This is a genomic window from Legionella stuttgartensis (assembly GCF_977063405.2).
This window is the reverse complement of the sequence record NZ_CDRUHA020000061.1, coordinates 1-26,280: the sequence shown is the minus strand read 5'-3', so window position 1 is coordinate 26,280 and position 26,280 is coordinate 1. Positions and strand designations below refer to the sequence as shown.

The window sequence follows — 26,280 nt, the reverse complement described above, 5'->3', positions numbered from 1 at the left end:
CATGTCAAATTACCCCCGCCATTAAGTCATCAGTGCTTTGAACTCCATGCCACGTGCTATATTCTTTGGCATTATTAATAAAACGCTCAATATGATCTGCATCACGAAAAATTAAGCTGATATCGTTATAGGTTTGATTACGATCATTTTTTCCCATGTTGTAAGGGGTTTTAGCACAGCCATCAATTGCTTGTTTAAGCTCAGCAGGGGTATAACCTGATTTTAAAGTTGACTTGATTATATTTTGACGTTTCTTATCCAGCCTTGCTTTTGGACGATCCATGGTAACTTGCCAATGTTGAAAAATTTCTTCTACAAAAATAGACGAGTTAACTTGAGAAGCAGCAATTTGTGAGGTTTCGACCTCACACATATTTATATCCTTTCTACTCCTTTCCTTTCCATTCCATTCCGTAGTCGAGGGCTCATGGAGGAGTTGCGGAGGACTATCTAATAATTCGTTTACTCCTCTAATAGTACTCAAAGAGTGATCGGCGAATTTATTGAGCTTAGATTGTGGAAGGGGGTAACGTGATGTTGGTTTATCAATACGCTGATGTTTTTTCCAGCCCGTGACCATCCAGTATAGGGCATTATCCTCCTCATATTCGCATAATAGATTATTTTGAATAAGCTCATTGATGAGTTTTTCTATTTCAGCAGGAGAGAAATCATCTGCTGGAAAAACTTCTGTTTTAAGACGCACGTAGGATGCAGTATGTACGCCATTATCATCACAAAAATTCCACATACCAATAAAAAGTAATCTGGCATTAAGCGAGCAAGATAAAATTTGCTCGCTTGTCCAAAATTCTGGTTTAACTGTCCGAATGCGAGACATATTAATTATCCCCCTGAGTAATAGGACCTAGATAAACATACAAAGCAATTTTATGAATAATGCCATTCCGATCCGGTTCCTTGGTCCACTCTTTGGCGATATTGTGTTTTTCTTTTAACTCTTTTATACGAGGGGGTGGGCTTACAATTCCCATGTTATGAAAGGCAAATGTAGATCTCCTTGGATTTTCTTTGAAAGCTTTAAGCATTCTTGTTTGTTGATTGGATTTTGAATTATTATATTCGTGACAATTTTTAGAAGGGTTGCCCGGTTTTACTGGGCGATTCTTTTTAATCATGATTATACCCCTTTCCCTTGGTTTGCTACCCATTCAAAAAAGGCTGCTTCATCAATTAGTATGCGTTTACCAACTTTCTTGATAACTTTATCAAAACCATTTTTATCCTTATTGAAAATAAGATTTCGCAAACCACCAATTCGCGGCCATTCATGGTGTTTTTCCCAATTGGGAACAGGGATATAGCGAGTATTCTGGGGGAGTTGTGTATTATTCATAGATACCTCTCATTAGCGTTATACACATAAGTGAATTCTTATGTATTAAGAGGTATACCAGTGGGAATACACAGCTAATTCCATTTTGTGTAGATGTGTAATTAGCGATGTATTTTTATTTAATGCGTTTTAATTTATATATGATATTTCGAAATGAATTGCGTTGTAGATCTTGCTCAATACCCTCCGGTGAAATCCATTTAATTACCGGATTTTTTGCAGACCAGGAAGTTACTTCTTGTAATATTGAGTCTTCATTTTGAGCAATAATTACTAATTGACTCCAAATTGCTCGAGGCGATTTATCTTTGGATTTAATATACGTTTCTTTTATAAGTGTATTAAGTGCATGTTCACGAGTTTGCACGGTTTTCTGTTTTTTTGTGGACTTATTTGTTATTGGGGGAGTTTTGTTGTCAGCCTTCGAATGATTACCTTTGTTACAACAATTACCAAATGATTTTAACTTTAGGTTTGAATCTATTAAATCATTTATGGCAGCATTTGTTTCACTAATAATGTTTGCAGGGAGGGGCTTGATAGTATTTATTTTAAGCATTTCTGTAGCTGTTTTATGAGTCTCGGTTATGGCTTTAATAAATTTTTTGTCGATTATCATTTTCCATCCTTTGTATTGCTAAAAATTTTCTCATTCATACTTGCAACAACTTTACTTGTGTGAGCATCAGACAAATGTGCGTAACGCTTAACCATATGCAGGGTTTTATGTCCAAGAACTTCGGCAATCTCTGCTAAGGTTGCTCCGTTCATTGCTAAATAGGATGCACTGCTATGCCGCAGGTCATGCCACCGGAAATCAGCGATCCCTGCACGTTTAACTGCATTTTCAAAAGGAGTACGTAAATCGATAGGTTTTTTAAATTTGTGATTTGGGAAAACTAAATCGCATTTTAGGTGACGTATCTTTGATAATTGGTTGATTAATTCAAAAGCGAGACCCTGTAAATGCAATGAACGTATCTCGCCATTTTTAGTTTCATGCAAAGTGATAACTTGCCTAGTAAGGTCAATATCATGCCATTTCAACCCTAGTATTTCCATTTTTCTTGCCCCAGTGGAAAGAGCGAGTACTACAGCAGTATATAAATATTGGCTGTCACTTTTTTTACACTCGTCTAATAAGCGTCTCCGTTCATCATCTGATAAGTACCGTACCCTACCGCGAGGCTCTTTGGGCTTTGTAACTCGGCGTAAAGGCGAATCCTCAATCCAGCCCCATTCTTTAACAGCAATGGTAAAAGCATGGGAAAGGGCTGCCATATATCGAACTACAGTAGAAGGAGAGCGGAGTTTGTTTCTTGTTGTGATACCCGAAGATAGTTTGTCTCTTCGTTCTGCAATCAAAGCCGGTGATATGTCTGCTAAACAATATTGCCCAAGTTCATGTTTCCACCATTTAAGATGCAAAATAGTATTTTTATTATTTTTAGGCTTAAGAGGTAGGATGTCTTTGATGTAGCGGTCGATCATTTCTCCAAGTGTTCTACGTTTGGCTTCTGTAGTTTTAAAATTACGACCTTCAAGAATAGCTGCTTCAGTTTGCGCTGCCCACTTGCGAGCATCTGTTTTTCTTCTGAATGTAGCTTGCTGTGTAGGAAATCCCTTAAGTCTGACTTTAACGCGGTAACTTGGTTTGCCGTCTTTATCGACTCTTTCTTCAATGGTAGCCATAAATAAACATTAATACACATAAGTTGCCACACACTATAATATGTCCCAAAAAATAGCAACATCAGTTAGTTAATCCTATGGATAATTATGGTAAGATTATGAAAAATAGAAATATATATTCATATACAAGAAGCCATGGGGCACTAGTGGGACAGTAATTTTAAAAACTCAATAATCGTGATTTAAAATTTAATGCATTACCATATAGGGTTAATAGCATTTTTATCTATAGACGCTTAATCAGTGCACTCTTTGAGAAAGTATGAGGGACATATGCCATTGTTGGGAAACTGTATAATATTTTTAGAGACTGGTTTTTTCAAAAGATACAAATCTACAGATGAGGGGTATAACACTTTATTTAATTATGCTAAGAATGGCGGAATTATTTTATGTACATCCAGCTTATGTCTTGAAGAATGGCGGACACAAAAAATAAGGGATTTAGAAAATAATCTACGTACGTTTAGGCACACTATATCCTCACATCAAGGTACAAATTATTTCTCAAAATTATTACTGAATACAATTATATTTGAAGAGTTAGATGATATTGCTTATCTCACCGAAAAAAGTAAAAACATTGTTCAGGAGTTTCTAGAAAAAAACAGTATAAAAAATTATCCACCATTAGAAAAACATATTGATCCGGTTTGGGATGCTTATTTTCACGGCAGACCTCCATTTAAAGGGATAAAGAATCGGAAAGATATACCAGATGCGTGGATATACGAGGCTGCGAAGAATGTTTTAGAGACACCAGAGCATGGAAGATATGAGTTAAGATACTCTTTATCTAATGATAATACTATGTCAGAGGCTCTCCAAAGTTTGGGTTATCACCCTATAAAACTTGAGGAGCTGCTTGATATTTTGCATAGAGAAGAAGCTGGGATATCACAACCAGAAATAAATATAGATTCCCAAGAATTAGAGTTAAATGTTCAGATGGAGAAGGATAATGTAGACATGACTTCTCTTAATCGCCTTCTAGAACAAGTAATTTATAAACAAGATAGCGAAATTTACTTGAGGCTACTTGGTTATCTAGTGGCATTTGACTCTCCAACGCATGACACACTCATACAGGCAGTAAGCTCGAAGGGGTATAATCCCAGGAGAGTAGAGGCTTGTGCTGTGATGCTTTCTGGGGAACCCAATCCGTATATAAAAGATCTCGGCACTCATTATATCGTCGGAGATAAAGAAGTTTGTCATGCTGCTAGTGAACGAGTAATGGATGAAATCATTGGAATGTTGGAGTAAGAGTAATCATGGATCTTAAACAAAAAAAGAAAATTATTAATTTTCTTATTACTAAGGCAGATAAAGACTCGCGTGCTCTTGATGCAATTCAAAATGAGCTAAAAAAAGCCGATAAAGAGTTAAGATCGAGTATTGAATTTGATGGTATATCAGAACAAATTGCATTCCTAAAGATTATAGCTCAGCGCCTCCCTAAACAAGTCATATCGATATATCTTGAATTACTTCCTCGCTTAAATTCCATTGAGTTAAGTTATAAAGATATCCTTAATGTTCCATTAGATACATTAAAAAGTATATACACTAAAGAAAAGTTAATCACTCAAGTATTTAATGCTTTAGAAACTGTACGTTATTATGACATTGAAAAAATTCTAAATATTCTTTTTGAATATGTTATTCATGAAGATGAAGATGTTAGAAAGCAAGCAATTAAAGGACTTGAAGCTATCGCTCAATATAATTTAGATGTCTTTAATCGGTTAGGATGGTGGCCACAAGAAAAAGCCATTGAAAAAATTCAATCTTTTTCTAAAGATGAAAGAAAAATATATTTGAATGTTATTTTTACGTGTATTCAAAAAATTCTATCTCCTTCAATTGAAGGAGTTGTGTGGGGATATAACACTGTCGCATTTCAAACTGCATCTATACCTCCAGAAGAAGGATTAATCAAATTACGCCAGAATGCTTTAAATTTTTTAAAAGAAATATACTTCGAACTTCCTAATCTTGAGACCAAAAAAAAATTATTGGATGTGATGTTAACAGCTACAAGGTTTTCTAGTGTCTCTAAGCGAACCAAAGAAATAGAACAAATGATAATAGATAATACAACGGTTGTTCTTCAATTTATGAGTGACTGTATTGTTGAATCAGAAGATCTCCAAGTACTTCAGACTATAGAGCATGATGCCTACTGGCTTTATTATCATTTAGGGAGCTTGAGTTCCGATATAAAAAAAGCGGCATTAGCAGTCAAAAAGAAACTGGATGATAATGAAGAATTTCAAATATTTCGTGTACTCATTGGGTTTGAAAGTATTTTTCATGATTGGGATGGAGAACGGGAAAAAGGGTATTTTGAACAGGAAAGAAAAATTAGGGAAAAAAAGATTATTGAGTTTGTTGGAAGTATCAATGAACAAAATTATGCAGTCTGGAAAAAGCGAGTTTTTCAATATGCTGCTATTCGCTCAAATGATATGGCAACCTTTCCTTATTTCGGGAAGTTTTTAGAGTGTTTGGGAAAAGAATCGTCTGAAATCGCGTTACAACTACTATCAGAGTTTCCCGAGGAGCTTGGGTGGTTTATTGTTCCAATTCTACGAGGAGTTGAGCAAAGCCCTAAAAAGAGTGTGCTGTCTGGTCTTATTTCCTCTTGGATTAGAAATGGTCTGTTTTTTCTTGCTGTTGCAAGGTTTTTGCAATTTACTGCCAGCTTTAAACTATCGACTCTAAAAAAATTATTTGATAAAGCTAAGCTTTTAAAAAACACTCATCTTTTGAGTCAAATAATTGCTACTTCAGCTGCACAACATAAAAATAGTGATAATAAGCTCATTAATGAGGTTATGATACCTGCCATTGAGAAATGCACAGAACTGCGATATTCAAATTGGATATTTGATCTGTGGTTTAGTAAAGAGTATGTCAGCGTATTCTATAAAATGGATGAAGGTAATTATGATGTTGTTTTAACAAATCTACTTTGGCTAAAAAAAATTGGTCATGAAGCTGAAGAGATCATATTGCCCATTGCTGAACAGGCTCCTAGAAGAATAGTGCAATTCTTCTGTGAACGCATCATTTTGCCTCAGGAAAAGTCTGATGATAGATTTGAGGCTCTTCCATTTCAATTTAGCTCGCTTTCTGAGCCTCTTTCTAAGGTTCCAGAACAGATAATTGAATTGATTCTATCCTATAAGAAATTTGACGATAGACTGTTTACTTATAATGCTGCGAGGTTGTTAAATTTAATTTTTCCAAAACTTGAAGAACAACCTGCTTTTGAAAAATTGCTGATTCAGCTCGTGAATAAGGGTGATGACCTTACTCACTTTTTTATTGCTGATATATTACGAGGTTATGATGGTAATAAGTCTATATATCCAATATGTAAAGAGTTGATCAAGGTTGCGAATAACAACGAGGATTTACTTAATGCCGTAGCCATCGCATTGCAATCAACGGGAGTTGTTGAAGGTACAGAAGGTTTTATATACATCTATGAAGAGAGAATAAAAGAAGTTGAGATGTGGTTAGACGATCAAAATCGTGAAGTCGTTCTTTTCGCTAAAAATTACATAGCAATACTTAAGAGGCAAATTGAGGCAGAAAAACAACGTACATCAGAAGATGAAGCACTGAGAAGACATCAATATGGTTTAGATGATAATCAAAAATAATATTGAATAGTTGTGAGTTATTGGTATTTGTTATTTCTAAGTGCCCCGTGAGTGTCCCACGGAGGTCATAATTTTTTTCAGAACTACTCGTAACTACTTGATTTTATTGGTGGGCCCACTAGGACTTGAACCTAGGACCAACGGATTATGAGCCCCCAGCCTTAAAATTAACTCGTTGATTTTAAATTAATAATTTGCAACGGGATACCACTACAATTGTCGTACAGAGTATAACAGTGTCGTACTCAAACACGCAAATCTCACGCAAGGATATTTTAGCTACTTTATTGGCATTTTACTGAAAAAGCCATTTGGTTTTCATAAAAATGACTATTTGAGACGTAATGATGGATAAGGTAAAATGTAAGTCGCTTGATACAAATGTTCGTTATTTATTTGTAATTAACGAAATTATGTATCATAATATTAAATATGAAGACAGAAGCTACCTATAAACAAAAAGTACTCCAGATGGCTAGTAAATCGGGCATTGTTCGAATGTCCGATCTAACCGAAAGGGGGATCACTAGAGCGACCATTTCGAGGCTTGTTAGCGAAAACAAACTTGAAAAACTCGCTTCTGGTCTCTATTGCTTGCCCGAGACGGAGTTTTCAGAAAAAGAAAGCCTGGTTATTATAGCAAGCCGAGTACCCCAAGCAGTGTTTTGCCTGCTAACTGCTTTGCAGATTCATGATCTAACAACACAGCTACCTCGAAAAGTATGGATAGCTATGCCAAAAGGGAGTCATGCGCCAAAAATGGATTATCCTCCTCTAAAAATGGTGCAATATTCAGATGAAGCCTTTAGTGAAGGAATTGAAATTATAGAATCAGATAATATTAAGCTAAGGGTGTATAACTTTGCCAAGACAATTGCAGATTGTTTCAAACATCGCAATAAAATTGGACTTGATGTGGCTATTGAAGCGCTCAAAGAGGCTTATACAAAAAATAAAGTCACAGTTGATGAACTATGGCATTATGCGAAAATTTGTCGCGTTGCAAACGTAATGCGTCCTTATATTGAGGCAATTCAATGACAAAAAATATTGGTGAGTCTGTACGCTCTCGTTTGAAGAATATAGCTGTTAAAGAAGGTTCTGATTTTAATGCGGTATTGACTCGTTATGGTCTAGAGCGTTTGTTATATCGAATTGGCGAATCAGAATACTCTAAACAGTTTTTGTTGAAAGGTGCCTTACTATTTAACTTGTGGTATGACATGCCTCATCGCCCAACTAAAGATATTGATTTATTGGGGTTTGGTGATAATGATCTAGCGTATATTAAACAAACATTCAGTAAAATTTGCAGAATCTCTGCAGATGATGGAATAAGTTTCCTGTCTGAATCAGTGACGGCCGATACTATCAAAAAAGATGGAGGTTATACTGGGGCAAGAGTTGAGTTATTTGGGGAATTGGCGAAAGCAAAGATTAAAATACAAATTGATATAGGGTATGGTGATGCAGTTACCCCTGGGCCAATAGATGCCCATTATCCCGTACTTCTTAGTGATCTTCCTGCCCCTAAAATCCGTACTTATCCAATTTATACGGTAATTGCAGAAAAACTGCACGCAATTGCATTATTGGGCATGACTAATAGTCGATTAAAAGACTACTTGGATCTTTATGTATTATTAGGTAATGAACAGATAGATAATCAAATCTTGGCTAAAGCGATACATGCTACATTTAATCGTCGAAGTATGGATCTTCCTGAAGAGCTACCTATTGGCCTGACCGATGAGTTTGCTAATGACCCAAGCAGGGAGTCAATGTGGAAAGCCTTTTTGAGAAAAAATGAACTAGAGCAGAAATCATTAACTGAAGTTATTGCTGTGATCAGAAATTTGATTCAAGTGCCATATTCTTTGTCAACACACCCTAATTTTAGTAGATAAAAATAAGAAGCCCAATTTAGGGCCTCTTAAACAGAAGGACCTTATTTATAAAACAATAAGAAAATCATACATGAGGCAACAAACAATGTGGCTGATAATACCAGTACAAATTGACTGAATTTTTGTGTCTTTCGTGTCAAGGAGTGAGCCTCAGTCAATGAGTTCAAGATCAATTTCTGCATAGCCTGGACCGATTCTTTGGTAGATTCGTTCAGCAATCTGGTTATAGCTTCTTTACTACTAGCTAATGCTGCATTGAGAACCTTTTCAGCTTTTTCTTTGGCATCATCTTTCCATTGTGAGGAAATGCCTTCCATTTCCTCTCGGAACTGTACCAGCAAATCCTGTTGGGCTTTCCGATGTTCCTCAATCAGTTGTGCATTCATAGTCTGAAGCATGAGGATTGGATCGTCTTTACCCAAAAGTACACCATGTTTGATGCTGATGTCTTGAATGATTTTATCCAGTTTTTCTGACATTAGATCACCCTGGCGCTATCCAGCTGTCCGAACAGTTGATCGCGCACGATTTTTAAGCGTTGGCGGGTCATAATGCTTTTTTCTGGCATACCCAAAACTTCATCGAAGGTCAGTTTCTGTTGAAGCATCTCTGTTAGATCCCTGCCATAGGTTTCTTTTTTCAGATCGGGGATTTGAATTAAGGCTGATATTCTGTCCTTGTTATCTCGATAGGCTTTCAGTTGTTCAAATGCTTTGCCTTCATGTTCTATGGCTCCCCAATAGGGATTAAGCCAGACAACAAATTGTGCTTCATTTGAAAACTGGTCAATCAGTTGTGCAAAACCATTTATGGTGTCGAATAAAGCCTGGCCGCCGGTGATTACAGTATGAATCACCATTTCATGGCCTAACTCCTTTAACAAAGCTGGAACTTGGTTGCTGATGAGGTAATGAGATAGCGGTACAAAAGAGCTAGCTCCATTGTCAATGACTACATCATTAGTTGTTGAAGCAATTTTTTCGATGAGGGCATCAAAAAGACGGGGGTTGATTTCATCACCACTCATAACTTGAATATGATCGACGTTTAGGGCTTTAAAGCCATGAAAGGTCGAATTGATGGGGTCGGTGTCAATACACAGCGGAGTGTGGCCTTTGTGTTGTTTGTATTGAGCTGTGGTTGCTGAAATAAATGATTTGCCGACACCGCCTTTTCCCTGCAGTGTGATATGTATTTTTGCCATTACAAGAGTTCCTCCAAGTTGGGTTTGGGATTAAAAGTAAAGCCGCGAATTTCGGTTTTTGCCTTACTTTTAGCCTTTTCATCATCCTTGGTGTTTTCCTGCATAGATGGCTTTTTTTCTGCAGCAATCAAACGTGCTACATAGCCACAAAAAGTTTTATATGAAAATGAAATTTTGCCTTCCTCAACTAAGGTTTCCCAGACAAGCTTTATAGACCAGCCGTCAGCTAGCGCTGAAGCGATATCATTTTTTAATGCAAGAAATGCGGCTTTATTTACAGATTTAGCAGAGGCTTTTCTTAACATTTGCTTTGCTGCGATTCGTTCGCTGAGGGAGTTTCCCATGTCATACCATCAACTTATTATTGTTCTCTTTCTGATGGTACAAACTATTTTGTTGCTGTGCAATGAGTGGAGTTATTTTATTTCCTTTTGGCGTAATTAAACCTTCTCTAAAGCGCATAAATATGTAATTTATCGTAATTATTGGTAATTATTAGAAATTAATTTTGTTTCAAAACAAATAGCCTTGAAATTACATAAAATTACCTGATAGTATGCCATTAGATGAACTTAAAACGCAGGGCAAGATAGGTGAAGTTAGCTAACCAGCAAGCTGGTTATCAAATCTCACAAGTATTATTCGCACCTTCGGTGCTCAACGAAAAATCGATGCTTCTAGTTCACAAACTGATACCCAAAGGATTGCAAACCACTTTAATGAAGAGGTCAGCATCCTTATGGATAAAAAACTTAAAACACCCACCAGAAAAAACGGACGACACCTTCGTGTTCCTGTTTTGCCCTCCGAAGAAATTCAAATCAAATCCAATGCGGCTAAGGCTGGTCTATCGATTGCTGAGTATTTAAGGCGTGTAAGCCTTGGATATCCAATTCAAAGTACTGTTGATAAAGACTGCATCCTTCAGTTATCCAAAATTAATGCGGATATGGGACGGCTTGGGGGCTTGCTAAAACTTTGGCTTAGCCAAGATAAACGTGTTGCACATTTTGACCAGCGACTTGTCATGTCGCTGTTAAGCAAGATTCGGTTAACACAAGATGCAATGCTTGATGTGGTAAAAAAGCTATGATAATTCGCCATATTCCCATGAAATCAGCAAGATTAAGCAGCTTTTCATCTCTGGTTAGGTACATTATTGATACACAGAACAAGCAGGAGCGAGTGGGTAAGATCAGATTATCAAACTGTAATAGTTTCGACCCCATTTGGGCCGTTCAGGAAGTATTGGCAACGCAAGCTAAAAATCAAAGAGCCACTGGAGATAAAACTTACCATATGCTTATTTCCTTTGCTCCAGGAGAAAACCCTTCGGCTCAAGTTTTACAGGAAATTGAAGATACGGTGGCTTCATCGATTGGATTTAAAGAGCACCAAAGAATCTCCGTTGTTCATCATGATACAGACAATCTACATATTCATGTTGCGATTAATAAAATTCATCCTCAAACCTTTAATATGATTGAACCTTACAGAGCATATAAGACTTTTGCGCAGGCTGCATCCAAGCTAGAAATTGAATTAGGTCTTCAAATAACCAATCATCAAACCCGTAAAAACCATTCAGAAAATCTTGCTGACGATATGGAGCATCACTCCGGTATTGAAAGCTTAATTAATTGGATGAAACGCTATTGTAAAGAAAAAATCGAGGCAGCCAGTAGTTGGAAGGAAATACATAGTATTTTGGCAGAACATGGGTTGATAATTCGTATTAAAGCCAATGGTTTTGTGTTCTGCAATATCCAAGGGCTTACTGTTAAAGCAAGTTCAATTTCCAGAACCTTTTCTAAAAAAAATCTCGAATCCAAGCTAGGTTCATTTGTACCATCTTACCCAGAAGACGATAGACCTGCATCAAATGTTTATCATTATGAGCCATTAAATAAAAAGGTACTTGGCACCAATCTCTATGCTAAATATCAGTACGAAAAATCACACAATAAATGTTTTGTTTCAGACCAACTTAAAAAGTTGCGTGAGGCCAGAACAAAACTTATTGAAAAGGCGAAAAAGCGAGGACGAATTAAACGAGTGGCTTTGAAGTTAATGAACCTTTCTAAAGCACAGAGAAAGTACTTACATCAACACATAAATAAAACGCTGCATAATGAGATTGAGAACATAAGGAAAAATTATGCAAAAGAACGTGGTCAGTTATTAAATTCTCATCAAAAAAAAACCTGGGCTGATTGGCTGAAACAACAAGCACAAGGTGGCAACCAGGATGCTTTAATGGCAATGCGGTGTCGTAATCGTAAAAATACGCATAAAAACAGCATATCAGGTTTAGGCTCTACTTTTTCTTCTTCTTTAAATTTTGGACAAATCGACTCTATTACTAAAGAAGGTACTGAGATTTATAAAAAAGATAACAGTGTTATTAGAGACAATGGAAAGGAAATTATCATTTCTAAAGACGGGTCTATTCCTACTCTTAAAAGAGCCTTGGAAATGGCAAGGCAGCGCTATGGTGACTGTATTTGTGTGAATGGGTCTCCATTATTTAAAAAGATTATCCTGCAGATAGTTATTCAATATCAAATGCCAATCACTTTTGCTGATTTGGATTTGGAAAATCAGCGTCAAAAACCAAATTTTGAACAGGAGAAATCCCATGAACAATCACGATCAAATGGACAAAGCCATCGAGGAAGAACTTCATGAGGCTAAGAGGTTGCTGGAATACCCGCTGAAAATGGATAGGGCAGCACAAAGCCCAACTCTTTCAATATTAGACAAGGGTCGCCAGCAAAAGATCACAATAGCTTGTTAAATTTGTCAAAATACGATTTGTTGCAGCTTACCGGATGAGGTCAAGTGCTATTGCAGGATAATGCACCTAATAAACTGAATATGTATGCGTTGTAATAATTGATAATTTAGTTTCAGGAGCTCCTATTTCATCTTCAATTTGCCTATAGCTGTGTTCACTTTCCAGATATAATTTAACCGGATTAAGCTTAAATTCTTTATCATAACTTCTTGAACTTCTCTTACTCATTTATACATCTCATAAATGTAATAGTATTGCGCGATTTGTTCGCATTTTATGTATTCTTTATCCATAGTGACTGATATCGATCTCTCAGATGGTTTTCTTTGAAAAAATAGTCTAAAATAAAATCATATTTCACATTTCGAGTTTTATATGGGTATAAAAATTGCAGTGTGGGGTGTTGGCAGCCTTATAAATCCTGTTGTATTTAAATCTAATGAAGATTTACCAAAAAGTGACAACCCCGCAGATTTTATCATAGCTAATAAGCCTTTTTTAAAGCTAACGCTTGACATCCTACATCAAAATAATATTACATCAGTGATGGGCTCACAACGCGTTCAGAGAAATGAAGAGGATAAGGTTTATGGAAAATATATTAAGAATATTTATATAGGCCTTGACCGTATTTTCGGAAAAAAAAGGCCTTATCTAAGGGAAGTTGATGAGATTTTTCAAAAGGTAAACTCCGATGGTATCATTTTTATTGATGATTCTGATGAATATAATCAATCCCTCAAACAAGCTGGACAAATATTTGTTAATGTATCTAGAGAAGCCAAGCCTGGTAGTGTTGAAGGTAATGCTTTCCTTTACGAAACACTCCTTCGCACTATTCCATCTAGTAAGATTCATGAGGCTATTAAAAATTCAAAAGAAAGCGGTACTGTAAAAAAAGAATTTAAAAAGCAACTCTTAACTTTTCAATTAGATAACTTAGATAAAGTAAAACTATGGCAACAACAAATATTGTCTGAGGAGAATATATTATCTGTAGAAAGTTCAAAAAAACTCAGCTCGGTTCGGAGGAAGAAGCCCTAAAGCAAGTCTTAGAAGGCGTTCGTTATTTAATCTTGAACACTAGGTGGGACATTGGTTATTTTGGAGGACTTAAAGTTATTGACAGAGAGACAGGCATCAAAAATACCGTACCAAAAGGGATGGGTAAAATATTACAGGAAATTGATAAGGTGCAAAATGGAGATTCGACTTGGAATAAAGCATTTGAAAATATAGAGGAAATACTCAAAAAATCTGCTGAAGAAAACGAGCATGGCTTTTTTAATAGAAGAGGAGAAACCACGCAGATTTTTTATGAAAAATCCAAGAAAATATTATCTGATTTAAGGTCAAAGCCTGAGGTCGTCGTGAAACAGTTATCTATTTCCCCCGAAAAGCATGATCTAGGCATAGTAATCTCTGAGCCCGAAGAAAATACGAGCAATAATAATAGAGCTTTAGAACAACCTGTTGCAGTAAAGGTTAAAAACTCTATAGGGGGTATATCAAGTGATAAATTGTTCATTTCTGAGAGCGGATATGCGTATAATGTCGACGACATAATCAAAAATTTCAGAAAACTTGATGGACCAGTTATCTTTGTTGATTACCTAAATCCGGATAGCCAAGAATCTACAATTCATTTTACTACTAATGATATACAGCAACTGTTAGATTTTCCTTCTATCAAGGAAGCAGTTTATAAATTATGTAGTCCCAAAGATCAGCAGGAGGACAGGCTTATTGAACTAGCAGAGCTAGCAAATAACATTCCTCAAGAAGTTCTTGATGCCATGTATGAAGTTCACAAAATAGGAGTTGCTATCCCTTTCCAAAAGCGAGCCAACGAGAGTGAATACAGTGTACTCATGTCTCCGTCCATGATAGCGTTAAATGAGGCAGTGAATAAAATGACTCCTGCTGAGAAATTATCTTTAAAATTATTTATGGACATCATGCCTTATAATTATGAGATAATGCGTTCGGTATCACGAACGCCTCCAACTGGGCCCTCAATGTTAGAAGAAGATCTAAGAAAGCAGTTAAACGAAGGCAAGTGTGGCAATGGTTTTGCTGAAGCAATGAAAGTATTACCCGACATAATTCGATCATTTCAAGAGATCCAGAAAGTATCGGAACAGGGGTATTTCACACAATCAAAAATAACTCCCTGATGATTACAAGGGTCGTTAAGTTGGCAGGGCAATAATGAAGTGGTCAGGAAAATTAAGTTTATTAGTTCAGTTAAGGAGCTACGATTAAAAGTTATGCTGGTGAAAAAAGATCAGCCTGAGCCTTGTTTAAAGCGTTGCTTAAGTACGCATGAAAGATGAAGCGTTTAAACTAGTACGAGATCGCAGTAAAAAAGAATGGAAAATTAAATCAAAATACCAGCCTAGAAGTTTTGCGGAAACAGGTGTATTTTTAGTAAAAACTTTAATGAGGAATAAATTAACCGCTTGTACTTTTGAGTGTCATTACAATGAATGGTTTTATGGTGTCACCTCATTAATTAAATCACTCTAACGGCTGTGCATCTTGCTGTTTTTGTATAAAAAATTTCATTCATAGGATTGTTAGTGATTTTATTTGTCCAATAACGACTAAAAATAACGATTATTGGTATTTAATTGACTAATTGATTTAATTTACTACAATTTAATCAAAGAGATTAATCCATTTTTTTTATGCCAATATCAATTAATGACGTTATCAAGAGCGCGGATATAACAACTCATTATCTTGGTGATGCAAACAAAGAATTTAAAATTTTTCGCCACAATAAAGATGTTTATGCAGTTCGATACGATGGAGCAGTGCCCGTTGATTTCTTATCTCTGTGGACAAGTAACAAGGGTGAGGGGAAAACCAAAAAAGTATACATTGGTTCCGGTACCTTTGGAGATGTTTATGAAAAAACAGAAAACAAGGCCTTTAAACAGGTGGGCGATAGAAAATACAAGGGTAATGAGATTGGCACTAACCTTGATATTCTAAGGCAAAAATTTTTGCTTAAAGATAACAATATTGATGAGTACTTTGTATTAGGATTGTGGAATATTAAAGACAGAGGTAATGTTGTTTTTAATATGCCAAAGCAAGAAAAACAGAATGTTGCTGCAGAGCAAATGCAGTTGATGTATGAAGATTTTGTTATCGGATTAAAAAAGCTCAATCAGTTAGGTTATCTACATCCAGATTTAGCCAATAGTCATACACACAATAGCCCGCAAAACTTAATTACAACAGAAAAAGGGATAAGAGCAATTGATTTGGATTCGGGTTTTTACCCTTATCAGGATAGAGCAAACGCAAAAGTAGCAGGTAAAGATCAATGGCTCTATGTCTATAACTATAAATTTCCACCGGATAACAAAAAGCGTAATCAATGGCGAGAGACAATTGACAAATGGTACACCAACAACCCAGGGAAAGCGTTGACAGATTATCCTGAAGTGCTCTTAGCATTTCACAATCAAGGCAAAATTACTTTACCCCCTCGTATGGTACATGAAATGCGCATACAACATAGTGATATCGAAGTTAGCGAGTATCTATCTGGGCGTCGAGAAAGTAGGGCCCATACTTTTCACGAAGTCAGTTCAGATGATTTCCAATCCCCCAGTTTCAAAAAGCAGTATCAGAGCATAAAAGGCGATGCTTTGAAAAGAACTATTCTTCGTGAATTGAAATACTCTTTAGACCAAATGGACAATCTTGAAGAACTGCAACAATTGAAACACCAGTTCCTACGCTCCCCTGAAATGCAAATTCTTGATAAAGCTCAAGGCCAATGGACAAGCAGATTTCACTTGAAAACCGATTCTCACAAAGCGGTAGAGAGGCTGTTTGCTTCAGCAGAAAAAAGAATAAAAGAAGAAATTCATACACATCTTGAAAGTTCGAAAGGAAAAACCGGATCGCCTTAATTTCCTAAATATCCGCGTCAATATACTTTGTGCGATCGTCGCATTTGGCTTTAGTCCCTAAGGTTTGCTCTGTTTAGGTAAAGTCACGTTTGAACGCATAACCGCTTCTTATTAACGATTTGAGAGGCCCTCAATGATTTTTTGTCAGAACAGAGTAAAGTTAAATTTGCTCAAAAATCCCCGCTAGGCGGGGATTAATACGTTTAACCCAGTAAAGTCCAAGCTTGAGACCAGGCAAGACCAACGCCGGGTTCATAATAAGCCGCTGACTGAGAGCACCAACCTGAATAAGGCCAAGGTTTGCATTGATAGCGTTTGTGATCAAGGCGGCCTACAACAATCGTACCGGCTTTATAGTTGCTAATACCGTCAGGGTATACTATATCCGTGCTGTTAGATGGCTCAGTAAAATCAACCATCACGTGGTAGCTGTCTTTATCAACATCGCTGAGATAGATTTTATTGGCCTGATTGGCTACTAGTACGACTTGGCCGCTTTCCGGATCAAGCTGGCCGATACGTACCAGTGAAGAGGAGTTATTGACTAGTGTGCCTAAAGCTAGAGGCCATTGACCGCTCTTCCGATTGTTTTCATCCACGGTAATGCTCTTTCTTTCTACTTCGGTTTCGTGTTTAAAAATTCGTAAAGTGACTTTGGTATTAACTGGAATATCGCCAGTTTCATAAAAATTCTCAAGCTCATACCAGGTTGACGCCGGCGTTGTTCCGTCGATGAAAACATCACTGCATCCATAGAATGCCTCAGGGCTGTCTTCGCGTTGCCAAATCATGTAGAAAATACGCTTTCCTGACATATTGGCTGGCAATTGACAATCCATTTGATAACGACCATTAACCAAGGTCACGTTAGTAATGGTACAAAATGGACTTGCTTCAAGATCAGACCATTTTAAATGAGTATTGAAGTCATAACCATCTTTCGTGGCATAAAACTTGAAATACTTGGTTTTATGAGGTGCAGTCGCCACAAACACAAATTGAAAATGGCCATTAGCGTCGGGATGAACCACAGAGGTGGTCCAATCGCTACGTGCTAAATTAAATCCTTTAAAAAAATCTCTGCCACCAGCGCATAACTGCCCATCGGCAATCAGTTCACGATGTTGGTCATTGGCCGTCCCCTGGTTCACCTCATGCCAGTTATATAAAGGTTGCGTCCCCCCCACCTGCACCGCAGCTTTACAGGCCGCAGATTTTGGGTTTTCCGGACCCTCTTTGTAACATTGGTAGGTTCTGGAAATAGGTGTTTCCAAAGCCCCATGAGCAAATAGCGAAAAACTGGCCATTGCAAGACTAATACTTCCTACTAGCTTTTTCATCATTCATCCTATTATGACATTAAAGAAAGATATGCGCTTCTTAAGAAGCGCTCACTACATCAGTTACATACACCATTGACAACGCAATTTTTGAGGTCAGTAGCGAACCTGAAGTTGTTACTTTGATCAAAAGTCACTTCCCAGTTAAACACACCACCAATATTTCCATAAGCTCGTGGAGGAACATACGTACCGCAACTTGTAATGCCAGCTGTTGCTGTTTTTAAGCACTGGATGGCGCGCTTTATAGTGCTTGTCGGGATAACAGGGGAACCATCACCGCCGCCGTTTGCATTGGCCGCTAGGTAACCGAGGACTACTTGGGATGGTTTTAAATAACTAACATAAGGTTGAAAACCAGTATTGCCACCATTAGGAATTTGAGCAGGCCAGTTTTCCAGCAGATCAGTGGCCATAGCAACACTGAAATCAGGATTACTTACCGGTGTTGGACCGTAGCACACTCTATCAATGCCGAACATACAGCCAGTATTGTATAGCTGGATACCCACCCAAGCCAAAGAATTATGGGTTTGCATAATTAATGAGGCATAGTTACCCCAGACCCCGTCAAACAAACTGGTTGCGGCCATATTGGCTGTCTGCGGTGCCATAGTGATCAGTAGATTGGGATTCTGGCTATACATCGTATTGATAATGCTGGCTAAAACGGCAATATCGCCTTGCGGGTTGGCAAAAGTTCCTCCTCCATTCAAACCATGCTCAATGTCGATGTCAAAGCCATCAAATCCGTATTCATTCATCAACCCGAGCAAAGAGACCATGAAGGTTTGTTTAAAGACATCGGGTGATGTCGCAGCAGTTAGGACCTGGTGAAAATCAACAGTCGTATTCGGCAAGCTCGTCAACGCACCACCTAATGATAAGATAACTTTGATACCTTTTTGATGCAAAGATTGAATGTAGGCTTTAGTGACTGTATCAAATGCGGGCGTAATCTGACCAGGGGTACTGGTGCTGAATACTCCAAAGGACACCATCATATGGGTATAACCCGCATCAGCTAGTGATTGCGCTGTTGGAGGTGTTTTCCAGCCTGGCAAGTACCCAATAATACGGCCATTACTGACTGGATTAGCCGTAAACGTCACCGTTTCAATCGCATTCGTTGTTGCAGTTAAAGGCTGTGGCGAGAAAGTCATGGTGTAACCTGCTACCGACTGACCTGACACAGTGTAAATGACGCCATCAATCAGAGACACAATAGCAGTGCCACTTCCATTCACCAAATCGATAGTCTGTACAATTGGCGCAGAATTGTTATTCGGTGTGAAGGTAAAGTTAAGCGTTGTTAATGAAGAGGGGGCTCCTTGAACATTCACCGTGACAGAGTCTTGCACAACCTGAACGCATTGGTAAGCTAGATTAGTGGTTGGTGCATTCGTTTCACTGGCAATAACAGTTGCTGGCGTAAATACAGGCTGGCAAGTGGTGTTGTTGAAACTGATTTGAGGGGTTGAAAACTGATAAGATGCTCCTTCTTTGAGTTGGTTCACCGTGACTGGATTACCCCAAGTTACCACTTGTGATTGAGAAGCACCCGTTTGTAAACGAGTCAGTAGCACCGAAGGATTATTTGTGTAACCAGTCAATTCAGCAGGAAGTGGTTGCGTATTGATGGTGATTTTTCCATTCTGAGGTGTCAATGCATAGCTGATGGTTGCATTGACCGTCTGGTTGGCCGTGACCGTTAGAGTATTGGGGACTGCCGTACCCTGGTAAGTATTACCATCCGTACCAGTCACAGTTTCAGCAGCAAGTCCATAAGTGCCGGCGGCAAGTCCGTTTATTAATTTTGAACCGCTCCAGGGTAATTGCACATCGCTGAGAGGTTGTCCATTAAGGGTGACATGGACCAAGGCATAATTCTGGGTTACGTTAGAAGGTTTTGCAGCACTATTCGTCAGTTGTATACTTCCAGTATTAACAGGCGTTCCTAAATATATATTGACTGTATTTTCAATATGACTGTCAGTAGAATCACCGTACTTAAGGGTGATTGAGCTGCCAGCTGGTAATTTACTGTTGGCGCCGGGGAACGTTGGGAAATGCATCGTTAATGCCGCCAGATAGTTTCCTTCAGGTTGCGTCTGCGAACTAATGTTCAATGCATTATCAGGATAAGACAATGGCCCAAAATCACCCCAAAAAGACGTATTGAGAGCTGTTGTGGTCTGAAAAGTGATGGTCGAATTTTGAAAATCAACGACTTGTCCACAGTTATTGGTCAATTTTAAGTTGATGGATTTCCAATGTTGGTTGCCAGTCGAAGTAAACTGGGAAGTAATGCATGATACAGGTTGTATATTTGGAGAAGGAGGAGAGGCATAGATTATTGTTGATGAAAAGGGCGTCAGTACTCCCAAACCCAATAATAAATATTTCATGTTCTTTTCCTTTTGATAATAAGTTTTTCAATCTAACATAGATTTTCTTTATTTAACAATAGGTTAAAATAAAAAACATAAGAATCGAAATGGTTCTTTGTACGATTGACGAAGGCTCAACTTTTCATCAAGATGAGGATCCTTTTTTGTATTTTTCTATGCCAAGCTGTCGCAATAAGTGGGTGTTTTTAACAAAGTTGAAATCTAGACTAATTCTTTGATTTAGACTATCTCAATCTTCGATATCAAGTGGTACATCTTCATCTTGGGAGTTATATGCTCGATAATACAAAAGAATTTAATTTGCTTTTTAACTAATTTCATAATTATAGGCAAAGCTTAAACCAGAGCTATTATTCAGAATTGGTTATAAGCATTTTTAATCATAGCCATTTGCGCAACCCGAAATTACAACAAACTATTTAAATGTAAGTTTTTCAGATATCTCATTACCACGAACATCTAATACAAGTCCTTTTTCTTTCCCAGCCGGTCTTAAAATTCGAAATAAAGTATTCGTATTTTTTACAGTTGCTATCGTTTGATGAGGTCTGCTCTCAAGAGCATCAAACTCGGATTTTTGAGTATGCTTTTTTATATGTGCATCAGCGTCATCTTTGTTTGCAAATAACTTCAGTATAGTTTGAAATGAATTTTTAATTTCTTTTTATTTTGACTTGACTTTAAATCGATGTGACGATAAAAAAGGCATTTGTTATTGGATGCATTAAAAAATAATGAAAAGCAACGAGGTATAAAATCCATGCCAAGCCGAGACCAAGTTTACGCCATGCTCATGTTACGTAATCGCGAAGAAAACCTTTTTTCTACATTACCCATGGAATTAATTCAAGAAATTGGTGATTTCCATGAAGGCCCAAATAGTGATATTGCCAAGGCATTGCAATATGCCGCCTATGCCCGAAAAGAAGATGTGCGTGAGCTCATTAACATGTTAGAGGATAATCCACGTCTTCTGCTTGAAACAGGCAATGTAAAAACACCTGGTGGTGATGAAATAAGGCGTGTCACTATTTATGAGTTTGCCTTAGGTGCTGGGGATTATGAGTTGGCAGAGATTGTACAGGGTTATTTTTCAAGAATAAACGATGGTGAAAAGCAAATGATGCGCCAATATGAGCGATATAAACCGCATATTGAAAGCATGTTGGACCAGAAGCCTTATGATTTATCTCCATTGTTTGAGTTGATAAAAAAAGCAACTCTTCAAGAAGTAACAGCACTACTTAATAAAAACATGACTGGCGACAATGAACTGTGTAAGGCACTTGTTAAATTTCGCAAAGATTGGGCGCCTAGAGTTCTGACTAAACCCGGCATGCACTACAATTATGCCAGCCTTCAACATGCTTTCGAATTACTTGACAGGGAATGGGATAATTTATATGAATCAAGCGGTAATGATTATGACAAGATTCGTTTAGTGTGGCGGCAATTAATCGGTTTTGAAATGAGACGCCTCCCTGGCATTGATCGATGTGTAACGGCGCAGAGTGTTCTCACGATAATGGACCAAAACGAGAATGTGATTAGGTCCTATAAATTTAAAAATAATGAGGGTGATTTTCCTATTACTGATTCAGATAATTCTCTTGATGGCCTTGGAGGCGACTTTGGCGTTGAAGTTATAGGCTGTTCGGAGCCTTCAGGGCATGGCTCTCCTAAGGCACACGCTGAAGGAGTTAAAAAATTCTGTGAAACAAAAAAATCAAATTTGAAGAACGTGTATAGCAGCGTTGACCAGCTTATTACGCAACCTAGTCTAGTTTTTTGAGCTAGTTTATTCATTCAAATCATGAGCGCTCAAGGGGCGCTAATCTTAAACCAGCTCACCTAAAGACAGTATATAGATGACTCAATTTTTAGGTTTAGTCTCAAATTAAAGATGGGATTTATCTAAAAGATGGAGTCTCTCCTAAGCTGATTTGAGGCCTTCATCAAGTTTAAACAGAAAATTTCAGACATGATCAGTAAACCAACATAAACAGTAGAAAATCGCATGATATAAAAGGTGTCATAGCCTCGGAAATGTCCTAATTCATGTCCTATAATGGACGCAAACACTTTTTTCAACAACAGCCATGGGCTGGATGCAGAAGCATACAGCGTTTCTTCACTCATTTTGTCCTTACTACTACCAGAATTAAGTGTCTGTATTTGCAACATATTGCGACGTATTTGTGCTATAAATACAGTATAAGTTGTGGTCAGGAGTGTCAATGACCTTGAAAGTATAAAGTCGAAGGGGTTTAGTTGGTGACCTTTTACCGAGCTAGTATACTTGGGGGAGTTTTTTCTTAACAACTTCTCAGCTAGGCGACATTTTATTTTGAAGCAATTCTCTAGTTATTGTGTTTATTAACTTAAATAGAGAGGAGAAAAAATAATGTTTGGACGTTTTTTTTCTAAACCTAATACACCTAATGGATACGCATCATCTCCTGATAGATTTAAAGATTTCGGATCCCCCACGTCGGAGAACCAAAAAAAATGGATAGCTCATTGTGAAAAAACAATATACTCTTTGATGAATTTATTACCTGATTTTCCGAAAACCAAACCAAACCTAAGCCAATCATTTCTTGATGAAAATGGAGACTTGCTCAATGAGTATAATTTTTTAGACACTAAAGTTGGGTGTGCTTATGCATTTTTAGCTGACAAGAGAGCAGAAATAGCAAGAACGTTAGAGCATGCAAAACAAGAAAAGAGAACAAAGTGGTATGGAGCAATTAGACCTCAAGATTTTGAATCAATTGAAATGATTTATTCAGACGATGTTACGGCTTGGGAACAACAAAAAGATAAGATTTTTGAAAATTGTCATAATCTAGTGAAAAAGGCTCTTCAGGCAAATTTACCTGAATATCAAGAAGTTGACTTTGAAGATTATTCCATCTTACACAGAAGGTTCGTTGAATGTTATGGAACTACTGAATTTGAAGGTTGTATTCGTTTGATGTCTGAACTGCCTCAAAATTTTAAAGAATATAAAGAGAGTTATATTTTTTTGAGTAATAATGGAACAAAAAAGCTGTACTATATTACACCAGAAGGAATAGATAAAGAAGTGGTGATTGATGATCTTGTCCAATTTGAACAGGATCTCAATGACCTGAACAAAGAGAAAAAAAACGTATTGCGTCTTAGTGGTAATCAAATTAAGACGTTGATAACAAAAAACACTGGCCACATCCCTGATTTTAATTTTAAGGAAAGAGTATCTGACGAATACACGATAAAGATAAAATCACCAGAAAAGTCTAAGACAGTTAAATTTCAGGGTAAGGAACAAGATCATTCGGTATATCTTTCTACCATCATGTTAAGTGACAGAAAGGATGGTTGGTATGTTATTGCCTTAGGTAGGCCGCCAAAAAATACAAGAATTCAAATGGGAATGTTATATCTATACAAAGATGAAGAAAACATGGTGTTGGAATTTAAAAATGAATTTGGTGAAAATAGCAAGATAATAATCAAAAATGAAGAGTTTGGGGAGCATTTAAAATCTATAGAAGATTGTTTATCTGAAAATAAAGATCTGACAAAGGACGATCAAAATCATGTTTTCAAGGTTGCAGAAAAGCATGGTTATGTAAGAAATAAAAGCGTCATAGAGTTATCATACCCACTAGTTAATAAAGATAAGATAAAAGGTGATTTATTACTGGCCGATAAATATTATTCTGAAATGGAACACGCATGTGATGAGAAAAGCGTACAAACGTTTCTGGAAAATGCAGGTAGATTATCTCATCTTCTTGCTCATGTATTACCTGTTAAACTAGGAAATGCAAGTTGCGTTGAATTGTTAATTAAAGGACTAGCAGAGTCTAAAGGGCTTGATTTAGGCCCATTTTCTTATAAAGAAAAAATCGGATGGGATTGGAAAGCATTAACAACCGCGAGTCGAGAAGAATATGCTAGTTGGTATGCTCAAAATGCTTTTTCTAATTCGTCTAGCCTAGAATTCGGTTCTGTCGCCTCTCACCAAAACCAATTTGGAAATTGAAAGATGATTATCTTGAAACTTACTGGGTATTTATGATTGTGCGAAAAGCACCGGTAACAGTTGATTCAACTCTAAAGATTTTTCTGGCTGAGTTGAAAAGCTAGGTCAAGGGGGCACCCGCTCGTAAGCCCAATATTTTACACATCATCTCAAGACAGCATCTCAATCAAAAAATATTTGATATTTGGTTCTAATTTGTGCCAAAATGTACCTAATAGAATCATTGGTGGCGAGGGATTTATATGTTTTCAAAGGGTGCTGGTAATTTTTTTGGTAGCAACATGTTTAGACAATTGAGCAGTGATAGTCGAACAAAAGCTTCTGAGCAATGGTTTAAAAAGCAATTGGAATACTCTGGGCTGTTTAAGAAAATATCACAAAAAGAATTAGAAAAATCCTTACCATCAGTTCGAGTTTATTATAACAACCATTATTTAAAGAGCCCTCATGATGCCTTAATTAAAATTCCTGCAATAAACGTAGCGGGTGATAGGGCGGTTGTTTTTCAGGATGGATTAGCAAATGAGGGCAAACCGGATTATTTTGCAAAAATACCCAACGGTCATCCATATCTACTGTCCCCAAGAGAAAGGCTTCTTGCTGCTAAAAAAATTGTCTATTCAGACAGTCTAGTTTTTGCGACAGGAGGATACCCGAATACAAATCCATTGAAGCAGTACAACAAACCTTTTTTTGCCTCTATTTTCTCATTAGCTGGAGCAAATTTTGAAGTTCCTCATCAACATGCTACTGTTTTTACACTGGATCAGTTTAATCAATCTCTACATAAAAGTACCCACTTTTCTCATCTGTACGATGGTGTGCCAACAAATTTTAGCGATGCCAAAAAGGCCATCGGTGATTACGATACTCATGAGACTATGTCTCGAATCAGGGTTGGATTATTTACATTGCTAGGAAGAAGAACTGACGGTAGTTATCGGCCGACGCTATTTAAAGACAGCTCTATTATCTTTTTAACAAGCCCTTATTTTCGTCATCAACTAGAAGATGTCTCTATGCTTCTTAGCGCTGTAAACGAGAAAGGTCTCGAAGCAGGAAAGCCAGCTTTATTAAAAGCAACAGCAGTTGGAATGGGCTTTTATGCAAAAATAGATACATCTTATGGAATACAGCATTTACTATTTCCTTATTATTTAAGAGCTTATAAGAAGCTCCTTGTAGAGCAATCTTATCCTTGGATAGCAGAAATTGAATTTCCAATATTTGATGAAGCACAGCAGGAGCAGTTCGATAGAGTATTTGAGGACTATAAGGGACCAATCAAGGTGTATAGAAGTGAACGAGATGTACTTAAATTAACGGAAGAAGAAATTAAAAAGTATACTCCTTGCATATTAAATCCTTCCGATGCATTTGCATACACAGGAAATGAGTGGGGGTATGGAAGCGTTGAGGCGATGATTGGGAATAATACCTCATTAAGAATAGACCAAAATCCTCATACAAACCCCCTGCTTTTGGACCCCAATCATCATGTGGGAGTTAAAATAAAAGCAGATTACAGTACTGAATTTAGTAGAGGATCCGATCTAGAAGAAAGCTCAGGTTTAAAGATTTTGCATAGGTAATTCTCTTATTTTTTCTTATTGCGGTAGGCTTTGACTGATCCCGAAATATTTTGTTCTCTTAACACGCTTACAACAAAATATGTTTAATCATTTACTCAAACAAATTAAATGTAATGATTAAATAAGCATATTCTATTATAGTCTATTTGTTTGCGAAGTTGACAAGCCTTTGCTTGAAGCGATCGCCGTATTGGCTTAAATTACAGAAACGGGGGTATGCCGTAGCAAGCTGCGGAAGAGATGGTGGTAGACCCACCGAGATCGATCACCAGCGATAGGTCTCAAACCACCTCATGCGGCTGTTGTTAAGAGCAATGGTCGTGAGTGATGAGGAAAGTCAG

General features: G+C 37.3%; 24 protein-coding genes. 13 read left to right on the top strand and 11 right to left on the bottom strand.

Features of this window, described 5'->3' with window-relative positions; translation table 11 throughout:
- Positions 1–4: 4 nt before the first annotated feature.
- The 5 genes from ACWTEW_RS22500 to ACWTEW_RS22480 form a co-directional block, all read right to left on the bottom strand.
- A complete protein-coding gene (locus ACWTEW_RS22500) occupies positions 5–841 on the bottom strand; it encodes a hypothetical protein (RefSeq protein ID WP_454783292.1) in 837 nt (278 codons plus the stop codon).
- Position 842: 1 nt separating this feature from the next.
- Positions 843–1,139 (bottom strand): helix-turn-helix domain-containing protein, encoded by a 297-nt coding sequence (locus ACWTEW_RS22495; RefSeq protein ID WP_058511782.1) that lies wholly within the window; start codon positions 1,137–1,139, stop codon positions 843–845.
- Positions 1,140–1,141: 2 nt separating this feature from the next.
- On the bottom strand, positions 1,142–1,357 hold the full coding sequence (locus ACWTEW_RS22490; RefSeq protein WP_058511783.1) for a hypothetical protein: 216 nt from the start codon (positions 1,355–1,357) through the stop codon (positions 1,142–1,144).
- Positions 1,358–1,472: 115 nt separating this feature from the next.
- The gene (locus ACWTEW_RS22485; RefSeq protein WP_454783291.1) at positions 1,473–1,976 is read right to left on the bottom strand and encodes a hypothetical protein; all 504 of its coding nucleotides are present in this window, start codon (positions 1,974–1,976) and stop codon (positions 1,473–1,475) included.
- On the bottom strand, positions 1,973–3,049 hold the full coding sequence (locus ACWTEW_RS22480; RefSeq protein ID WP_454783290.1) for a tyrosine-type recombinase/integrase: 1,077 nt from the start codon (positions 3,047–3,049) through the stop codon (positions 1,973–1,975). Before ACWTEW_RS22480 ends, ACWTEW_RS22485 begins: the two co-directional genes overlap by 4 nt.
- 273 nt (positions 3,050–3,322) lie before the next feature.
- Between ACWTEW_RS22480 and ACWTEW_RS22475 the strand changes: the two genes are divergently transcribed.
- The 4 genes from ACWTEW_RS22475 (at position 3,323) to ACWTEW_RS22460 (ending at position 8,630) form a co-directional block, all read left to right on the top strand.
- Positions 3,323–4,315: a PIN domain-containing protein gene (locus tag ACWTEW_RS22475; protein ID WP_454783289.1), complete on the top strand. Its 993-nt coding sequence runs from the start codon at positions 3,323–3,325 to the stop codon at positions 4,313–4,315.
- A gap of 8 nt (positions 4,316–4,323) precedes the next feature.
- On the top strand, positions 4,324–6,723 hold the full coding sequence (locus tag ACWTEW_RS22470) for a hypothetical protein (protein WP_454783288.1): 2,400 nt from the start codon (positions 4,324–4,326) through the stop codon (positions 6,721–6,723).
- Positions 6,724–7,194: 471 nt separating this feature from the next.
- Positions 7,195–7,764: a type IV toxin-antitoxin system AbiEi family antitoxin domain-containing protein gene (locus tag ACWTEW_RS22465; protein ID WP_229309780.1), complete on the top strand. Its 570-nt coding sequence runs from the start codon at positions 7,195–7,197 to the stop codon at positions 7,762–7,764.
- Positions 7,761–8,630, top strand: coding sequence for a nucleotidyl transferase AbiEii/AbiGii toxin family protein (locus tag ACWTEW_RS22460; protein ID WP_028378775.1), 870 nt, complete (start codon positions 7,761–7,763; stop codon positions 8,628–8,630). Before ACWTEW_RS22465 ends, ACWTEW_RS22460 begins: the two co-directional genes overlap by 4 nt.
- Positions 8,631–8,671: 41 nt before the next feature.
- On the opposite strand, the gene ACWTEW_RS22455 is transcribed toward ACWTEW_RS22460, so the two are convergent.
- The 3 genes from ACWTEW_RS22455 to ACWTEW_RS22445 are packed head-to-tail and all read right to left on the bottom strand — an operon-like array spanning position 8,672 to position 10,178.
- Entirely contained in the window at positions 8,672–9,109 is a 438-nt protein-coding gene (locus ACWTEW_RS22455; protein WP_028378774.1) for a conjugal transfer protein TraM, read from the bottom strand.
- The gene (locus tag ACWTEW_RS22450; RefSeq protein WP_028378773.1) at positions 9,109–9,834 is read right to left on the bottom strand and encodes an ArsA-related P-loop ATPase; all 726 of its coding nucleotides are present in this window, start codon (positions 9,832–9,834) and stop codon (positions 9,109–9,111) included. Before ACWTEW_RS22450 ends, ACWTEW_RS22455 begins: the two co-directional genes overlap by 1 nt.
- A complete protein-coding gene (locus ACWTEW_RS22445) occupies positions 9,834–10,178 on the bottom strand; it encodes a TraK family protein (protein ID WP_028378772.1) in 345 nt (114 codons plus the stop codon). The genes ACWTEW_RS22450 and ACWTEW_RS22445 overlap by 1 nt, the downstream gene beginning before the upstream one ends.
- Positions 10,179–10,573: 395 nt before the next feature.
- Between ACWTEW_RS22445 and traJ the strand changes: the two genes are divergently transcribed.
- From traJ to ACWTEW_RS22415, 6 genes are all read left to right on the top strand, one after another.
- Positions 10,574–10,927 (top strand): conjugal transfer transcriptional regulator TraJ, encoded by a 354-nt coding sequence (gene traJ, locus ACWTEW_RS22440; protein WP_028378771.1) that lies wholly within the window; start codon positions 10,574–10,576, stop codon positions 10,925–10,927.
- Positions 10,924–12,522 carry a TraI/MobA(P) family conjugative relaxase gene (gene traI, locus ACWTEW_RS22435; RefSeq protein WP_080274386.1) on the top strand — a complete coding sequence of 533 codons (1,599 nt, stop codon included), beginning with the start codon at positions 10,924–10,926 and terminating at the stop codon, positions 12,520–12,522. Before traJ ends, traI begins: the two co-directional genes overlap by 4 nt.
- 484 nt (positions 12,523–13,006) lie before the next feature.
- A complete protein-coding gene (locus ACWTEW_RS22430; RefSeq protein WP_028378770.1) occupies positions 13,007–13,675 on the top strand; it encodes a hypothetical protein in 669 nt (222 codons plus the stop codon).
- A 32-nt stretch (positions 13,676–13,707) separates the two neighbouring features.
- Positions 13,708–14,808: a hypothetical protein gene (locus ACWTEW_RS22425; protein ID WP_058479877.1), complete on the top strand. Its 1,101-nt coding sequence runs from the start codon at positions 13,708–13,710 to the stop codon at positions 14,806–14,808.
- A gap of 148 nt (positions 14,809–14,956) precedes the next feature.
- Complete coding sequence (locus ACWTEW_RS22420) at positions 14,957–15,160, top strand: hypothetical protein (RefSeq protein WP_028378768.1); 204 nt, start codon at positions 14,957–14,959, stop codon at positions 15,158–15,160.
- Between the two features lie 161 nt (positions 15,161–15,321).
- On the top strand, positions 15,322–16,563 hold the full coding sequence (locus ACWTEW_RS22415) for a hypothetical protein (protein ID WP_028378767.1): 1,242 nt from the start codon (positions 15,322–15,324) through the stop codon (positions 16,561–16,563).
- Positions 16,564–16,766: 203 nt separating this feature from the next.
- Here the strand turns inward: ACWTEW_RS22415 and ACWTEW_RS22410 are convergent, their stop codons facing one another.
- Together ACWTEW_RS22410 and ACWTEW_RS22405 are read right to left on the bottom strand one after the other, a co-directional pair.
- The gene (locus ACWTEW_RS22410) at positions 16,767–17,870 is read right to left on the bottom strand and encodes a lytic polysaccharide monooxygenase (protein WP_454783390.1); all 1,104 of its coding nucleotides are present in this window, start codon (positions 17,868–17,870) and stop codon (positions 16,767–16,769) included.
- A gap of 92 nt (positions 17,871–17,962) precedes the next feature.
- The gene (locus tag ACWTEW_RS22405; protein ID WP_454783287.1) at positions 17,963–20,311 is read right to left on the bottom strand and encodes a glycosyl hydrolase family 18 protein; all 2,349 of its coding nucleotides are present in this window, start codon (positions 20,309–20,311) and stop codon (positions 17,963–17,965) included.
- Positions 20,312–21,029: 718 nt separating this feature from the next.
- Between ACWTEW_RS22405 and ACWTEW_RS22400 the strand changes: the two genes are divergently transcribed.
- Entirely contained in the window at positions 21,030–22,106 is a 1,077-nt protein-coding gene (locus ACWTEW_RS22400) for a hypothetical protein (RefSeq protein ID WP_050598501.1), read from the top strand.
- A 122-nt stretch (positions 22,107–22,228) separates the two neighbouring features.
- Here the strand turns inward: ACWTEW_RS22400 and ACWTEW_RS22395 are convergent, their stop codons facing one another.
- Entirely contained in the window at positions 22,229–22,453 is a 225-nt protein-coding gene (locus ACWTEW_RS22395; protein WP_028378764.1) for a hypothetical protein, read from the bottom strand.
- A 265-nt stretch (positions 22,454–22,718) separates the two neighbouring features.
- Here ACWTEW_RS22395 and ACWTEW_RS22390 point away from each other — a divergent pair, with 265 nt between their 5' ends.
- Both ACWTEW_RS22390 and ACWTEW_RS22385 read left to right on the top strand, forming a co-directional pair.
- Positions 22,719–24,347, top strand: coding sequence for a hypothetical protein (locus tag ACWTEW_RS22390; protein WP_454783286.1), 1,629 nt, complete (start codon positions 22,719–22,721; stop codon positions 24,345–24,347).
- A 242-nt stretch (positions 24,348–24,589) separates the two neighbouring features.
- Positions 24,590–25,939, top strand: a complete 1,350-nt coding sequence (locus tag ACWTEW_RS22385; RefSeq protein ID WP_028378762.1) for a hypothetical protein — start codon at positions 24,590–24,592, stop codon at positions 25,937–25,939.
- Positions 25,940–26,280: the final 341 nt, after the last annotated feature.

What these genes read in the sequence shown, in the direction of transcription:
- ACWTEW_RS22480 (WP_454783290.1), bottom strand. Translation starts at nt 3,049, where the DNA reads ATGGCTACCATTGAAGAAAGAGTCGATAAAGACGGCAAACCAAGTTAC.
- ACWTEW_RS22390 (WP_454783286.1), top strand. Translation starts at nt 22,719, where the DNA reads ATGTTTGGACGTTTTTTTTCTAAACCTAATACACCTAATGGATACGCA.
- ACWTEW_RS22450 (WP_028378773.1), bottom strand. Translation starts at nt 9,834, where the DNA reads ATGGCAAAAATACATATCACACTGCAGGGAAAAGGCGGTGTCGGCAAA.
- traI (WP_080274386.1), top strand. Translation starts at nt 10,924, where the DNA reads ATGATAATTCGCCATATTCCCATGAAATCAGCAAGATTAAGCAGCTTT.
- ACWTEW_RS22415 (WP_028378767.1), top strand. Translation starts at nt 15,322, where the DNA reads ATGCCAATATCAATTAATGACGTTATCAAGAGCGCGGATATAACAACT.
- ACWTEW_RS22485 (WP_454783291.1), bottom strand. Translation starts at nt 1,976, where the DNA reads ATGATAATCGACAAAAAATTTATTAAAGCCATAACCGAGACTCATAAA.
- ACWTEW_RS22460 (WP_028378775.1), top strand. Translation starts at nt 7,761, where the DNA reads ATGACAAAAAATATTGGTGAGTCTGTACGCTCTCGTTTGAAGAATATA.
- ACWTEW_RS22405 (WP_454783287.1), bottom strand. Translation starts at nt 20,311, where the DNA reads ATGAAATATTTATTATTGGGTTTGGGAGTACTGACGCCCTTTTCATCA.
- ACWTEW_RS22385 (WP_028378762.1), top strand. Translation starts at nt 24,590, where the DNA reads ATGTTTTCAAAGGGTGCTGGTAATTTTTTTGGTAGCAACATGTTTAGA.
- ACWTEW_RS22490 (WP_058511783.1), bottom strand. Translation starts at nt 1,357, where the DNA reads ATGAATAATACACAACTCCCCCAGAATACTCGCTATATCCCTGTTCCC.
- ACWTEW_RS22465 (WP_229309780.1), top strand. Translation starts at nt 7,195, where the DNA reads ATGGCTAGTAAATCGGGCATTGTTCGAATGTCCGATCTAACCGAAAGG.
- ACWTEW_RS22395 (WP_028378764.1), bottom strand. Translation starts at nt 22,453, where the DNA reads ATGAGTGAAGAAACGCTGTATGCTTCTGCATCCAGCCCATGGCTGTTG.
- ACWTEW_RS22475 (WP_454783289.1), top strand. Translation starts at nt 3,323, where the DNA reads ATGCCATTGTTGGGAAACTGTATAATATTTTTAGAGACTGGTTTTTTC.
- ACWTEW_RS22420 (WP_028378768.1), top strand. Translation starts at nt 14,957, where the DNA reads ATGAAAGATGAAGCGTTTAAACTAGTACGAGATCGCAGTAAAAAAGAA.
- ACWTEW_RS22455 (WP_028378774.1), bottom strand. Translation starts at nt 9,109, where the DNA reads ATGTCAGAAAAACTGGATAAAATCATTCAAGACATCAGCATCAAACAT.
- ACWTEW_RS22430 (WP_028378770.1), top strand. Translation starts at nt 13,007, where the DNA reads ATGGGTATAAAAATTGCAGTGTGGGGTGTTGGCAGCCTTATAAATCCT.
- ACWTEW_RS22445 (WP_028378772.1), bottom strand. Translation starts at nt 10,178, where the DNA reads ATGGGAAACTCCCTCAGCGAACGAATCGCAGCAAAGCAAATGTTAAGA.
- traJ (WP_028378771.1), top strand. Translation starts at nt 10,574, where the DNA reads ATGGATAAAAAACTTAAAACACCCACCAGAAAAAACGGACGACACCTT.
- ACWTEW_RS22495 (WP_058511782.1), bottom strand. Translation starts at nt 1,139, where the DNA reads ATGATTAAAAAGAATCGCCCAGTAAAACCGGGCAACCCTTCTAAAAAT.
- ACWTEW_RS22410 (WP_454783390.1), bottom strand. Translation starts at nt 17,870, where the DNA reads ATGGCCAGTTTTTCGCTATTTGCTCATGGGGCTTTGGAAACACCTATT.
- ACWTEW_RS22470 (WP_454783288.1), top strand. Translation starts at nt 4,324, where the DNA reads ATGGATCTTAAACAAAAAAAGAAAATTATTAATTTTCTTATTACTAAG.
- ACWTEW_RS22500 (WP_454783292.1), bottom strand. Translation starts at nt 841, where the DNA reads ATGTCTCGCATTCGGACAGTTAAACCAGAATTTTGGACAAGCGAGCAA.